This window comes from Arthrobacter sp. B0316-1-20 (genome assembly GCF_059091865.1).
Map to the genome: position 1 here is coordinate 459,285 of NZ_JBNHHC010000002.1, position 12,864 is coordinate 472,148.

A 12,864-nucleotide genomic window follows, 5' to 3' on the forward strand; every position below is an offset into this window, starting at 1 on the left:
AGGCCGCTACACGCGGTGCCGGGAGCCGGGAAGGGGATTGTTCGGTCACTGTCCGGCCACTTTCTTGGACTGTTGGAAGAGCAGGTAGGTCATCGGTGCTGAGAGCAGGATCATCAGCAGCGCGTAGGGTGCCGCGCCGGTGTAGTCGATCTCGCTGCTCTTGCTCCAGAACTCCGTGGCAAGAGTCCGGGTCCCGTTCGGCGAAAGGAGCAGCGTGGCCGTCAGTTCGTTGACGATGGCAAGGAATACCAGAGCGGCGCCCCCGGCAGCAGCCGGTGCGGTGAGCCGCAGCGTCACTCGCACGAAAGACGTCAGCGGCGCCTTGCCGAGGGACTGCGCTGCTTCGTCAAGTTCCTTGGGTGCCTGTGCCAGCCCCGAGCGGAGGTTCACCAGCGCCCGGGGAAGAAAGAGAAGCACATAGGCGGCGACCAGCACACCCGCCGTTTGATAAATCCCCGGGACCGCCCGGATGCTAACCGTGACGAATGCCAGGCCCACGACGATGCCCGGAAGCGAGCTGGTCACGTAGTTGGAAAGTTCCAGGAACTTGCTGAACCCGCTGGGTCGCCGCACCGCCAAATACGCCATGGGGAAGGCCACCACCGTGGTGACGGCAGCCCCGACGGCGCCGTACATCAGCGTCTGCAGCAGCGCGGGCAGGAATTCGTCCGCAGCCCAGACCTCCGATCCGCCCGCGATGATCCACCGCAACACGAACCAGACGGGCAGTCCGAAGGCCAGCACCGTGACAGCGGCCAGCGCGAGCTGCGAGGGCAATTGGTAGTGGCGAAGGGCCAACCGGGTCGCCTTGGCCGGCGCGCCCGAGCCGATTCGGGCGTAGCGCGCGTTGCCCCGGCTCTTCACCTCAGCCAGCAGCAGAATGAGGCACAGGAACACCAGCACACTGGCCAGCATGTTGCCGGCGGTGCCGTTGAACGTCGATTGGAACTGGACCATGATCGCCGTCGTGAAGGTATCGAAGCGGATCATCGCGAAGGCGCCGTACTCCGCCAAGAGGTGCAGGGAAACCAGCAGAGCACCGCCGCTGAGCGCGATGCGGAGCTGCGGGAGTACCACGCGGAAAAAGACAGCCCACGGCCCCAGACCGAGTGACGCCGCGGATTGCTCGATGGCCGGATCCAGACGGCCCAAAGCTGCCGCCGCCGGTATGTACACCAACGGGAAGTAGGACAAGGTGGCGATGAGCACGCCGGACCAGATTCCCCCTAGGGACGGAACGGCCGAGACCCACGAGTAGCTGTTGACGAACGCCGGAATGGCCAGTGGCGCGGCCAGCGCAACCGCCCACCAGCGGTGCCCCCGCAGCGTGGTGCGCTCCACCAGCCAGGCTCCGCCCGCGCCAAGGATCAGGCACAGCGGGACCGTGAAGACGGTGAGCATGACGGTGTTCAGCAGCAGTTCGCCGACGCGCGGACGGAAGATGAGCTCGACGGCGGTGTCCCAGCCGGTTGCCACCGTCATGTAGGCGACGTAACCCAACGGGACGAGCGAAAACAGCGCGATGAGGACCGCCAGCACGGACACCGTGGAGACGCCGAAAGGCGGGCGAAGGCGCTTGCCCTCACCCGCCGTCGTGGTTCCCGTACGAAGCGTACTGGGAGCCGATAGATCAGTTGTCACAGAACTACAGTAATCCTGCCTTGGTCATCAGATCCGTGACCTGGGTGGAGTTCAGCTTGGCCGGGTCCACCGCAGGGGCCTCGAGGTCCTTGATCGGAACCAGAGCCTTGTTGGAGTCCACCTGCGAGCCGACGGCGTATTCGAATGAGGTGCCGTTTTTCAGGATTTCCTGGCCCTGCTTACCGGTGATGAACTTCAGGAAGGCCTGGGCGTCTTCTGCCTTCTTGGAGGACTTCAGCACGCCGCCGCCGGACACCGAGATGAAGGCACCCGGATCCTGGTTCTTGAAGTAGTACGGCGTGACGTTGTTGGAGTTCTCGCCGGTCTTGGCCTGATCCCCGTAGTAGTAATAGTGGTAGATCAGCGCCGCGTCGACTTCACCGGCATTGACTGCCTTCATGGCGGTGCTGTTGCCCTTGTAGGCCTTGTAGTTTTCCTTCATGCCGGCCAACCATGCATCGGTGGCGGCTTCACCCTTGAGTTCAAGCAGGGCGGAGACGATGGCCTGGAAGTCGGCGCCGGTCGGCGAGGCAGCCCACTTGCCCTTCCACTCAGGGTTGGCCAGGTCCAGCATCGACTTGGGCAGTTTGTCTTCGCTGATCTTGTTCTTGTCGTACACCAGAACCGTGGAACGGGCGGCGATGCCGGTCCACTTGCCGGTGGAAGGACGGAATTCCGCGGGGACCTGGTCGATGGTGGCCTGGTCGACATCGGCGAAGAGGCCGGCGTTCTCAACCTGCGTCATTGCGGGAGAGTTCTCCGTCAGGAACACATCGGCCGGCGAGGCGTCGCCTTCCTGGATGATTTGGTTGGACATTTCGGTGTCCGAGCCCTGGCGAACAGTGACCTTGATGCCGGTCTCCGCGGTAAAGGCGTCGACCCATTCCTTGGTCAGGCTCTCATGCTGGGCGTTGTAAACCGTGATGCCTTCGCCTGCGGCGGCGGAGCCGGACGCGGCGGAATCGGTGTCGGCGTTCGAACCACAGGCTGCGAGGCCGAAGACGGCGGTCGCAGCTACTGCGATGCCGACCAGAGCGTTCTTGCGGAGCTTCATAGGGGGAGCTTCTTTCTGCAGACATGGAGGGGATGTTGGAACCCCCAAAGAGCTTAGGTTAGCCAAGCCTAAGTAGTCTAACTCTTGGTGCAGCATTGAAATTTGTTACGCAGCACACGTCGGCTCTTGGACGGAGAGTTTCGGGGCGCAGTCGCGGGAGCGGGTTCAGACGGGTCACTGCCGGGCGCAGCGGTTGGCGGCGCCGAGCGTCTGCCCCGTAAACGGTCGTTTGATCAGACTTCCGCTTGCCACAGACATGCTTTCGGAATGCCGATAGTAGCGGTTGCGTCACATCTGGGACGGGCCTATGAAATGTGGGGGTTACCCGAGGGCCCTGGGCTCGGACTCAATGCTACAACCCGCGGCGATGGGTGAGCTCGAGGTCCCAGGACCGGTGGCTTCTATGTGTAGGAACCACTTCCACTTCCACATCTACTGTTGTCGACAGGGACAAGAAGGTACCCGCCGTCGTCGAAACATTTACCTTTGGACAGGGCCAGCCCGTGGCCGAGAGCAAAGCAATGAGGAGGAAACAACAATGTCAGAAATCGTCATGGTGGGAGTCGACGGCAGCAACACTGCGTTCAAAGCGGCTTCGCGGGCGGCAGCCATCGCTGAGGGCCTCAACGCCGAACTCGCCGTGCTCAGCGCCCATGTCAAGGAAAATACCGAGGTCATCAAGATCGGCAATGACACCTGGATACTTGACGACACCAAGCAAGCGCAAAAAATGGCGGAACTGGTCGCGTCCAAACTGCGCGAGGAACATCCCGACCTGAGCATCCGCCCCGTCGCCGTTCGCGGGAAGCCGCAGGAGGCATTGGTCGAGGAAGCGGCGCGTGTGGGGGCCGGGCTGCTGGTTGTGGGCAACGTCGGATTTAATGGCCTCGGCCGTGTGCTGGGCAGCGTCGCGAACAGCGTGGCCCGCAATGCGCCCTGCGACGTGTTGATTGTCAAGACGGACCGGTGATATCCGCCGGCACTACAGGCAGTACGCACGGCAGCAGCTAGGTTCCGCCTCCTGGCCTCCCCCCCCAAAGAGTCCATCGGCGCGTTCTGGATATGCGCCGCCTTCTTGACTCCGCGCAGGAGTCCCGGGTAGGCGTTTTCTCCTTGGAACTGGATAACTTCCTTCGGAGCCTTGACACGGCCGGCCTGCCACTATGGACTTGGTCCCGGGATTGAGGTGCATCAATGAGTTCCCGTTGAGAACCGGTGGGCATCTTTGCCGGGACCTGCGGTGCCCGTACTCATACCGACGCCAAGCTCATCGTCGACGGCTGCGGCGGCGGCGCCGTACCAGAGCGGGGGTCGATGTGGCTACGGCACTAAATGACGTTGCCACTCCATAAAGGCAGGAGCAGGCCATGATCGTCATTCATACCGCCATAGCCATCGTCGTCATCATCGTGCTCATCATCAAGGCCAAGGTCGACCCGGTGATCTCGCTGATCATCGGCGCGCTCTACCTTGGCCTCGCAACCGGTGTCGGTTTCACGGCGACCATCGTGGCGATCGCCACCGGCTTCGGCGAAATTATGGGCGAGGTTGGCCTGCTTATCGGCTTCGGGGTGCTCATTGGAGCGATGCTCCATGCGATCGGCGCCTTCGGGAAGATGGTGACGATGCTCGTCAACGGTGTCGGCGCACGCCGGCTCCCGTACGCGCTGACCGCTGCGATGTCGACGATCTTCCCCTCGATCTACGTGGACGTGCAGGTCGTGCTGGCCTCTCCGGTTGCCCGCTCAAGCGGGCCACTTATTGGCCGGACAGGCTTGCCCCACATGGCCGGTGCGCTGGGGACCGGGATCTTCGCCGGCTACGTCTTCGTGATCCCGGGCCTGGCCGCCGTCTCCATCGCGGGCCTGCTGGATATCCAATTAGGCCTTTGGCTGATCTACGGCCTCGTGCTCGGGCCGCTGACCGCGATCCTAACAACGTTGATCTTCCGCTGGCTCCTGCGCGGCCGCTACTGGAAATCGGACAGGGACGAAGAGGTCGATGAGGCAATGGTCGAACTGGAGACCACCGAACTAGTAGAAGAGGACACCAGAACTCCCCCGCTGTTCGTCTGCCTGCTGCCCATTCTTGTGCCGCTGCTCATGATTGCCTTCGGTGCATTCGCGGAGCTGTTCGGGTTCTCCAACGACTTCATCACCTTCCTCGGTGACGCCAACTTAGCGCTCTTTGTCGGCCTCCTCGGTGCCTACGCGCTGTGCCGGCGCACCTTGGGTTCGAAGGGTACAGACACGGCCATGGGTGAGGGCTTCCACACCACCGGCGAAATCCTGCTCATCACCGGCATCGGCGGGTCCCTGGGCGCAGTCATCGGGGAGACCGGGCTGGACAAGATCCTGGCCGACCTCTTCACTGCCGATGCAGCGGCGCCTGTGATCCTGAGCATCCTGCTCGCCTGGGTCATCGCCGCTGTGCTGCACTTGGCGATCGGATCGGTATCGGTAGCGGCCATCGCGGCCGCCGGGATCATCGGTCCGGTACTCGGGTCAATCAACATCTCGCCGCTCGTCATCGGCCTAGCCATCGCCTCGGGTGCGATGTTCGCGCTTCAGGTCAACAGCAATTTTTTCTGGATGTTCAAGTCGCTGCTCGGGCTGTCGACTCAGGGGACCTTCAAGACATTGACGATGGTTACATCCATCGCGTCGGTGGTCTCGCTACCGATGGTCTTGGCGGTAGCCCTCATCGCATAGGGCGGGACTGCAGGTAATTCCCACTGCGCCTGTCCCGTAACTCAACCCTTAGTTGAGACCTCAAATGGGTGCTTGAAGATCCGCATCCTTTCCACAGCATGGGCCAAGGCCAACTGTACCGGCGGGCGCAAAGCCCGCCGGCAGCCTGGCATTCACGAGCCCTCGATACAAGGCGATCCGTGGACTCATTGGGCGGGGCAAAGACCCGGAGATCTTCCGTTCAGCGCGTCGCTTATTTCGAACATGCGTTCTACATTTAACAGATGGACCGGGACGCACTGGCGAAGATCGCTGCCCGTTATGCCAGACGTGCGGAGCCGGTGTCGCTGACGCCGGAGGAGCTGGATCTTGAGCATTGCCAGGTGACCCGCGTGGTGCCCGGGGTACCGGTGTGGGCGTGGATCCGCTTCCCGGGGTCGGCCGAACTGGTCCAGGGTGAAGCATTCGGCTGGACGTCGCGCGCGGTTGAGGTCGCGTGGACGGATGCCGGGAACCGGAGGGTGACCTGGGTCTGGGCGTCTGCCGTGCGTCGGCGCACCGATCAGGTTCGGAAGACGGCATTGGGAGACAGGACCGGCGAGAGGCCCTGACGCCTACTCCCCCGCCGTGCAGTACAGCTGCAATTCCGCTTCGCCGTCCCGAATGTAGTGCAGCCCGGTAAACCCATGGCCACCGCTGAACCGGGATGCCAGGGACTCCCCGTCCGCCAGTTGGTACAGCACGCTGGCTATCATTTTGCCCTCGGCGTTACGGATGGATAGCGAGACTGCCCGACCGTCGGGGGCATCCCCGATGTAGCTTCCGGACAGCCGGAATGTGCCCGTCGACAGTTCCTGTCGGGTGGCTGTCGGACCGTCGACCCGCGGCAGGACGAGTTGCGCGGTCTCCTCTCCAGCGCTGCTGCCGACGTTCGGACGGTACTGCGCGGTGCAGGTGATCGAATCAGGCAGTTGCTGTGGGTCAGCGGCACAGCCGGTCGCCAGGAGCGTCAACAAGGGCAGCATGCTCAGCACGGCGAAAGCCCGGCTTCCTGAACCGCTCCCCCGAGGCCGCGTCGACGGGACCGTGCTACTGCTGCCTGGGCTTGCCATGCCAGCAGCGTAGCGGCAGTACCGGCTTAGCCAGGGATGCACGGGCTGACTCTCCCACCCGCGGGCTCTGCCTAACGGCCGTCCGCCCGCGGGCTCTGCCTAACGGCCGTATTAAGCAGCAGAGCCCGCACCAAGCGGTGCAGGCTCTGCTGAAAGGCTGGGGGCGAAGAGTTACTTCTTGCCGCCGAAGCCCTTGAAGCGTGCGTTGAAGCGCTCCACACGGCCGGCGCTGTCCATGATGCGCTGCTTGCCGGTGTAGAACGGGTGGGACTCCGAGGAGATTTCAACCTCGATCAGCGGGTAGCTGTTGCCGTCTTCCCACTCCACCGTCTTCTTGGACGTAGCGGTGGACTTGGTCAGGAAGGAAACGCCGGAGGCCAGGTCGCGGAAAACAACCGGGGCGTATGCCGGATGGATATCAGACTTCATAGTTGTACCTTTTCTACACGCCCCTGGATTTTGCCAGCGGCTAGAAGGATGGAAAGAGGGCAGCCCCATCAGGGCCAGCACACCACTCTACCGCATCCGCCGGGCCCGCGTCGAAGCGACACGTAGCTTCCGCGTGACGGGGGATCCGAAGCCTAGTCCTGCCGGCAGGCCCAGAAAGCAACGGCGCTGGCCGCGGCAACATTGAGCGAATCGACCCCGGCCCGCATCGGAATCATCACGGTCAGGTTTACGCGTGCCAGCGTTTGCGGCTGCACGCCGGCACCCTCGGTGCCCAGCACCAGGGCCAGCTTGTCAAAGGTGCGCCGTTCCAGCTCGTCCAAGGTGATGGCGTTCTCGGCAAGTTCCAGCGCCGCCGTCGTAAATCCCTCGCTGCTCAGCACGGCCAGTCCTGCCGGCCATTCCTCGAGCCTGGCCCAGGGGATCTGGAAAACGGTGCCCATGGAGACCCTAATGCTGCGCCGGTACAACGGGTCGGCGCACTGCGGGCTGAGCAGCACGGCGTCCATGCCCATGGCGGCGGCGGACCGGAAGATCGCGCCGACGTTGGTGTGGTCCACGATGTCCTCCAAGACTGCCACCCGGCGGGCGCCGGCCAGCACGTCCTGCGCGGACCGCGGCGCAGGCCGGTGCATGGCGGCCATGGCTCCGCGGTGCAGATGGAATCCGGTGATCGCCTCCAGCACCTCCGGCGCGCCGACGAACACCGGAACCTCCGGGAAGCGCGCGATCACATCGCGCAGGTCGTCCAGCCACTTCTCGGTCAGGAAGAAGGACCGCGGGATGTGGCCGGCGGCAATGGCCCGGCGCAGCACCTTGGAGCTTTCGGCGATGTACATCCCTTCGGCAGGTTCCCGGCGGCGGCGCAGCGCGGTGTCGGTTAACTGGGTGTAGTCAGCCACCCGCGGGTCGTCGGCGGAATCCAGCCGGACCAAGTTCATGCGAAGAGGTTCCTGACCAGCACGACCAGCGCCACCAGCCCCAGCGTCACAATCACGCCGCGCAGCACCACCGGTTTCAACCGGCGTCCCACGGCGGATCCGATTAGCGCGCCGATGAGCGAACTGATGGCGATCACCAGCACCACCGGCCACTCGATCCGGTCGAAGGCGAACAGCATGTAGGAAATCGCCGCAATGATGTTCACGCCGAGGACCAGCACGTTCTTCATGGCGTTGGCCTGCTGCAGCGTGCCGTGCAGGAAGACGCCGAGGATGCCGACCAGCAGCACGCCCTGGGCGGCCACGAAATAGCCGCCGTAGACTCCGGCGAAGTACACCAGGCCCAGCAACAGCCAGGGCCGCGGGCGGGTGCGCGCCTGTGCTGCCTGCCGTTCCCGCACCCAAGCCTGCAGCTTCGGTTGGAACACCACGAAGAACAGCGCCACCACGATCAGGAACGGCGCGGCGATGCCGAACACTTCCTCCGGCAGGTGCAGCAGCAGCCACGCGCCGGTGATCCCGCCCAGCAGCGACGCCGGCAGCAGGATGGCGACCGTGCGGCGCAGCCCGGCCAGTTCCCGGCGGTAGCCGTAGACCCCGCCCACGTTGCCCGCGATCAAGCCAATCGCGTTGGAGATGGTCGCCGTCACCGGCGCATAGCCCAGCGCCACCAGGACGGGGAAGGTGACCAGCGTGCCGGATCCGACGATGCTGTTGATGGTGCCGGCCCACAACCCGGCCAGCCCGATCAGGGCAGCGTTGAGCACATCCATCGGGGCAGGGACCGCCTAGGCGCGCTTGGCTACGGCAGTGTAGCGGCCGCCGTCGTGCTTCAGGCTGAGCGGCATGTCAAAAGCGGTGCTCAGGTTGTCTTCGGTGAGCACCTCGTCGATGGGGCCTTGGGCCACCACACCGCCCTCGCGCAGCAGCATGGCATGCGTAAAGCCCGGCGGCACTTCCTCCAGGTGGTGGGTGACCAGCACCAGCGCCGGCGCGTCCTCATCTTGGGCCAGCTCGCTCAGCCGCTCCACGAGGTCCTCGCGGCCGGCCAGGTCAAGGCCGGCGCCCGGCTCGTCCAGCAGCAGCAGTTCCGGGTCGGACATCAGCGCGCGGGCAATCTGCACGCGCTTGCGTTCGCCTTCGCTGAGCGTGGCGAAGGTGCGGTTCATGAAGGTGGACATCCCCCACGCGTCCAGCAGACGGAACGCGCGGCGCTCGTCCATCTTGTCGTACTGTTCGCGCCAGCGGCCGGTCACACCATAAGAGGCAGTCACCACCACGTTGAGCACCCGCTCGTGTTCCGGGATCTGGTTGGCCAGTGCGGTCGAGGCCAGGCCGATCCGGGGCCGGAGCTCGAACACGTCCACCTTGCCCATGGTCTCGTCCAGGATGCCGGCCATCCCGCGGGTGGGGTGCAGGCGCGCGCCGGCGATCTGCAGCAGGGTGGTCTTGCCCGCCCCGTTGGGGCCCAGCACGACCCAGCGCTCCCCCTCCTTGACCTGCCAGTCGACGCCGTCCAGCAGGGTTTTCCGCCCGCGGACAACAGTGACCCCGGCAAACTCAAGTACATCGCTCATATCAGTAGACAGTAGGCTAAAACGCGTAGTAATCGCCAAACGCGATGCCGGACCTGCCATGATGGATCCGGCCATCCCCTCCAGCTTTGCGCAGAACGGAATCACCATGCCCTCGCTCCTCCGCGTTGTCTCTTACGGCCGGGAACTGCCCGATGCCTATCTTGCAGCCGTGCAGTCCGCGGTCACCGGAGCCGGCGGAAACATCGTGGAACTGGAGAACGCGGCCAACGACCGCTTCCAAGTCACCGTGCTGATCGTGGAGTACGACGGCGGTGCCTCCGACGGCGTCACGGCTTTGCGGGCGGCGGTGGCTCCCCTGCTCACCGATCAGCTGGGCACTGCCGTGATGGACGCGTCGCTGGCCGGGCCGGAGCGCAAGCTGCTGCTGATGGATGTGGACTCCACGCTCATCCAGCAGGAAGTGATCGAACTGCTGGCGGAGCATGCCGGCAAACGGGACGAGGTTGCCGCCGTGACCGAAGCGGCGATGCGCGGCGAGCTGGACTTTGCCGAGAGCCTGCACGCCCGCGTGGCCACGCTGAAGGATCTTCCGCTGGGCGTGATCGAGCGGGTGCGCGCTTCGCTGCTGTTGACGCACGGTGCCAAGGAAGTGGTGGAGGCCTTCCTGGCCTCCGGCCACGCGGTGGCCGTGGTCTCCGGTGGCTTCAGCCAGATCCTGGACCCGCTGGCCGAGGAACTTAAACTGACGTACTACCGGGCCAATCTGCTGGGTACCGACGCCGACATGCTGACCGGCACGGTTGACGGCGATGTGGTGGACCGGGCAGCCAAGGAAGCTTCATTGCGCGAATGGGCCGCGGCGGAAAACATCGACCTGGCCCAGACCATTGCTATCGGCGACGGCGCCAACGATTTGGATATGCTGGCCGCCGCTGGCCTTGGGGTCGCCTTCAATGCCAAGCCGGCCGTCCGCGAGGCGGCCGATGCCGCCATCAACATCCCCTACTTGGATGTGGCGCGCTACTTCGCCGGAGTCTGACGCCCAACCAGCGGGCAGCCGCAGGCCTGCCGATCATGGATGCCCACGTGGCCCTGTCGCCGGACCACGTACGGGAGTAGGGTCGGGTTGAACATCCCCCGGACAGTGCTGCCGATGAGGGCAACGGGGCCCGGGATTCCCTGAACCTTCCGTGAAGGAGAGTCAGTGATGAGCACCGACTCCACATCCACCACCACCTGGGATCAGAGCCTGGCGGAGACCTGCCGCGCGCTGGCTGCGCAGCTGCGGGTCGATTCAATCCGCGTCACTACCCGGGCCGGATCCGGCCACGCCACCTCCTCCCTCTCGGCGGCCGACCTCATGGCTGTGCTGTTGGTGAACCATCTGCGCTATGACTGGCAGCGCCCCGAGCTGCCCGCGAACGACCATCTGGTCTTCTCCAAGGGGCATGCCTCGCCGCTGCTGTATGCCATCTTCCGGGCTGCCGGAGTGGTCGACGAAGCCGAGCTGCTCGATACCTACCGGCAGTTTGGCGGCAGGCTGCAGGGACATCCCACACCTGCCCTGCCGTGGGTGGACGTGGCGACCGGATCCCTGGGGCAGGGACTGCCCGACGCCGTCGGCATTGCCCTGGCCGGCAAGTACCTGGACCGGCTGCCCTATCAGGCGTGGGTGCTGTGCGGTGACAGCGAGCTGGCCGAAGGGTCCATGTGGGAGGCGCTGGACAAGGCGGCCTACTACCGGCTGGGCAATCTGACCGCGATTGTCGATGTGAACCGGCTGGGCCAGAACGGGCCGACCGAGCTGGGATGGGATCTCGAGCGGTACGCAGAGCGGGTCAGGGCCTTCGGTGCGCAGCCGCTTCCGATCGACGGTCACGACTTGAACGCGATCAACGACGCCTTCGCCACCGCCCGCGCCACCACGGACCAGCCCAGCGTCATCTTGGCGCGGACGATCAAGGGCAAGGGCGTTCCCGAGGTGGAGGACAAGAACGGCTGGCATGGAAAGGCACTGCCGGAGGACATTGCGGAACCTGCCATCAAGGCGCTGGGCGGGCCAACCCAGATACGGGTCACCAGCCATACCCCGGAATCAGGCGTACCTGCCATCAAGGCCAACCCGTCGGCCGCCGTCAAACTTCCCACCTACACCGTGGGCGACTCCGTCGCGACCAGGACCGCCTTCGGCGATGCGGCCTCTGCGCTGGCCGCACGGCCCGAGGTGGTGATGTTGGACGGTGAAGTGGGCAATTCCACCAAGGCCGGTGAATTCAGCAAGGCCGCCCCGGACCGCTTCTTCGAGATGTTCATCTCCGAACAGCAAATGGTGGCTGCGGCGGCAGGGCTCTCTGTGCGCGGATATGTGGCGTTCGCCGCCAGTTTTGCCGCGTTTCTGGTCTCCCGCGGTTACGACTTCATCCGGATGGCCGGCGTTTCCGAGGTGGACATCCGTCTGGTTGGCACCCATGCAGGCGTTGAGATCGGCCAGGACGGGCCATCCCAGATGGCGCTCGAGGACCTCGCCGCGATGCGCGCGATCCACACCTCGACCGTTCTCTACCCGGCGGATGCGCCCTCAACCGCACGGCTGGTCCAGACCATGGCGGACACGCCTGGCATCTGCTATCTGCGTGCCACCCGCGGCGACTACCCCGTGCTCTACGAGGCGGGCGAGGAATTCCCGCTGGGCGGCGCCAAGGTGCACGGAGCCACCGACGACGACGCGGTCACCCTCGTCGGTGCCGGGGTCACCGTGCACGAATGCCTCGCCGCCGCTGCCCAACTCGCCGGTGAAGGCATCGCCGCCCGGGTCATTGACCTATATTCGATCAAGCCGATCGACCAGGAAACCTTGCTGGCCGCGTGCCGGGCCACTGGCGGGCGGATCATCACGGTCGAGGACCACTATCCCGAGGGCGGGCTCGGGTCAGCCGTCGCCGACGCGCTGACGCAGGCCCAGGTCCCGGAACTGAAACTGGTCCGCCTGGCCGTGCAAGGACTGCCAACCTCCGGGGCACCGGAGGAGCTGTTGGACGCCGCGGGAATCTCTGCGCGGCACATCACGGAGGCGGCGCGCAACCTGATTGGCGGTTAGCGCCCGGACGCAGACGTCCGGGGCGCCAGGGGCAAAGGAGTCCCTTATGCCGCCAGCGAGGCCGCCGCGGTCGGGCAGGGCCATTCCACGAGCCGGACAAGGTTGCCGTTCTCGTCGTAGGAGCAGTCCTCACAAATAGCCGGCGCGGGCAGTTCGTCGCAGGCATCACAACGTCCGCAGGCATTCGGTTCCATGAAGTCAATCCCGACGCCGCGGGAATGTGTCTTTTCCATCTTCGCTCACCCTCCTGAAGTTCCAAGGATGCGGCCAACGTAGCACCCGCCACCGACAGTTTCCGGGATTTTGCCCCGGTATGCCCGGTACTGATGCGTCACTGCGTTCAG

Annotated in this window: 13 protein-coding genes; 5 read left to right on the plus strand and 8 right to left on the minus strand. The window is 64.8% G+C overall.

Annotated features, from left to right (window positions below; translation table 11 throughout):
• Positions 1-45: 45 nt before the first annotated feature.
• Positions 46-1,641 (minus strand): ABC transporter permease, encoded by a 1,596-nt coding sequence (locus AC5RW2_RS05085; protein WP_493950444.1) that lies wholly within the window; start codon positions 1,639-1,641, stop codon positions 46-48.
• A gap of 4 nt (positions 1,642-1,645) precedes the next feature.
• Complete coding sequence (locus AC5RW2_RS05090; protein WP_493950443.1) at positions 1,646-2,695, minus strand: iron ABC transporter substrate-binding protein; 1,050 nt, start codon at positions 2,693-2,695, stop codon at positions 1,646-1,648.
• A gap of 538 nt (positions 2,696-3,233) precedes the next feature.
• Between AC5RW2_RS05090 and AC5RW2_RS05095 the strand changes: the two genes are divergently transcribed.
• The 3 genes from AC5RW2_RS05095 to AC5RW2_RS05105 all read left to right on the plus strand — a co-directional run bounded on the left by AC5RW2_RS05095 (position 3,234) and on the right by AC5RW2_RS05105 (position 5,996).
• Complete coding sequence (locus AC5RW2_RS05095; protein ID WP_493962026.1) at positions 3,234-3,665, plus strand: universal stress protein; 432 nt, start codon at positions 3,234-3,236, stop codon at positions 3,663-3,665.
• A 397-nt stretch (positions 3,666-4,062) separates the two neighbouring features.
• On the plus strand, positions 4,063-5,406 hold the full coding sequence (locus AC5RW2_RS05100) for a GntP family permease (protein ID WP_493962025.1): 1,344 nt from the start codon (positions 4,063-4,065) through the stop codon (positions 5,404-5,406).
• 263 nt (positions 5,407-5,669) lie between these two features.
• On the plus strand, positions 5,670-5,996 hold the full coding sequence (locus tag AC5RW2_RS05105) for a hypothetical protein (protein WP_493962024.1): 327 nt from the start codon (positions 5,670-5,672) through the stop codon (positions 5,994-5,996).
• A 3-nt stretch (positions 5,997-5,999) separates the two neighbouring features.
• Here the strand turns inward: AC5RW2_RS05105 and AC5RW2_RS05110 are convergent, their stop codons facing one another.
• From AC5RW2_RS05110 to AC5RW2_RS05130, 5 genes are all read right to left on the minus strand, one after another.
• The gene (locus AC5RW2_RS05110; protein WP_493962023.1) at positions 6,000-6,401 is read right to left on the minus strand and encodes a hypothetical protein; all 402 of its coding nucleotides are present in this window, start codon (positions 6,399-6,401) and stop codon (positions 6,000-6,002) included.
• Positions 6,402-6,668: 267 nt separating this feature from the next.
• Positions 6,669-6,926, minus strand: coding sequence for a type B 50S ribosomal protein L31 (locus AC5RW2_RS05115; protein ID WP_493938972.1), 258 nt, complete (start codon positions 6,924-6,926; stop codon positions 6,669-6,671).
• Between the two features lie 152 nt (positions 6,927-7,078).
• Positions 7,079-7,885, minus strand: coding sequence for a TrmH family RNA methyltransferase (locus AC5RW2_RS05120; RefSeq protein WP_493962022.1), 807 nt, complete (start codon positions 7,883-7,885; stop codon positions 7,079-7,081).
• On the minus strand, positions 7,882-8,658 hold the full coding sequence (locus tag AC5RW2_RS05125; RefSeq protein ID WP_493962021.1) for a sulfite exporter TauE/SafE family protein: 777 nt from the start codon (positions 8,656-8,658) through the stop codon (positions 7,882-7,884). Before AC5RW2_RS05125 ends, AC5RW2_RS05120 begins: the two co-directional genes overlap by 4 nt.
• A 15-nt stretch (positions 8,659-8,673) precedes the next feature.
• Complete coding sequence (locus tag AC5RW2_RS05130) at positions 8,674-9,462, minus strand: ABC transporter ATP-binding protein (protein ID WP_493962020.1); 789 nt, start codon at positions 9,460-9,462, stop codon at positions 8,674-8,676.
• A gap of 106 nt (positions 9,463-9,568) precedes the next feature.
• Between AC5RW2_RS05130 and serB the strand changes: the two genes are divergently transcribed.
• Together serB and AC5RW2_RS05140 are read left to right on the plus strand one after the other, a co-directional pair.
• Positions 9,569-10,462: a phosphoserine phosphatase SerB gene (gene serB, locus AC5RW2_RS05135; RefSeq protein ID WP_493950700.1), complete on the plus strand. Its 894-nt coding sequence runs from the start codon at positions 9,569-9,571 to the stop codon at positions 10,460-10,462.
• A gap of 168 nt (positions 10,463-10,630) precedes the next feature.
• Positions 10,631-12,520 (plus strand): transketolase, encoded by a 1,890-nt coding sequence (locus AC5RW2_RS05140; protein ID WP_493962019.1) that lies wholly within the window; start codon positions 10,631-10,633, stop codon positions 12,518-12,520.
• Between the two features lie 44 nt (positions 12,521-12,564).
• Here the strand turns inward: AC5RW2_RS05140 and AC5RW2_RS05145 are convergent, their stop codons facing one another.
• Positions 12,565-12,753, minus strand: a complete 189-nt coding sequence (locus tag AC5RW2_RS05145) for a hypothetical protein (protein ID WP_493950433.1) — start codon at positions 12,751-12,753, stop codon at positions 12,565-12,567.
• Between the last annotated feature and the right edge of the window lie 111 nt (positions 12,754-12,864).

Coding starts and splice junctions, on each gene's coding strand:
- AC5RW2_RS05090 (WP_493950443.1), bottom strand. CDS start 2,695: ATGAAGCTCCGCAAGAACGCTCTGGTCGGCATCGCAGTAGCTGCGACC.
- AC5RW2_RS05095 (WP_493962026.1), top strand. CDS start 3,234: ATGTCAGAAATCGTCATGGTGGGAGTCGACGGCAGCAACACTGCGTTC.
- AC5RW2_RS05100 (WP_493962025.1), top strand. CDS start 4,063: ATGATCGTCATTCATACCGCCATAGCCATCGTCGTCATCATCGTGCTC.
- AC5RW2_RS05105 (WP_493962024.1), top strand. CDS start 5,670: ATGGACCGGGACGCACTGGCGAAGATCGCTGCCCGTTATGCCAGACGT.
- AC5RW2_RS05115 (WP_493938972.1), bottom strand. CDS start 6,926: ATGAAGTCTGATATCCATCCGGCATACGCCCCGGTTGTTTTCCGCGAC.
- AC5RW2_RS05120 (WP_493962022.1), bottom strand. CDS start 7,885: ATGAACTTGGTCCGGCTGGATTCCGCCGACGACCCGCGGGTGGCTGAC.
- AC5RW2_RS05125 (WP_493962021.1), bottom strand. CDS start 8,658: ATGGATGTGCTCAACGCTGCCCTGATCGGGCTGGCCGGGTTGTGGGCC.
- AC5RW2_RS05130 (WP_493962020.1), bottom strand. CDS start 9,462: ATGAGCGATGTACTTGAGTTTGCCGGGGTCACTGTTGTCCGCGGGCGG.
- serB (WP_493950700.1), top strand. CDS start 9,569: ATGCCCTCGCTCCTCCGCGTTGTCTCTTACGGCCGGGAACTGCCCGAT.
- AC5RW2_RS05140 (WP_493962019.1), top strand. CDS start 10,631: ATGAGCACCGACTCCACATCCACCACCACCTGGGATCAGAGCCTGGCG.
- AC5RW2_RS05145 (WP_493950433.1), bottom strand. CDS start 12,753: ATGGAAAAGACACATTCCCGCGGCGTCGGGATTGACTTCATGGAACCG.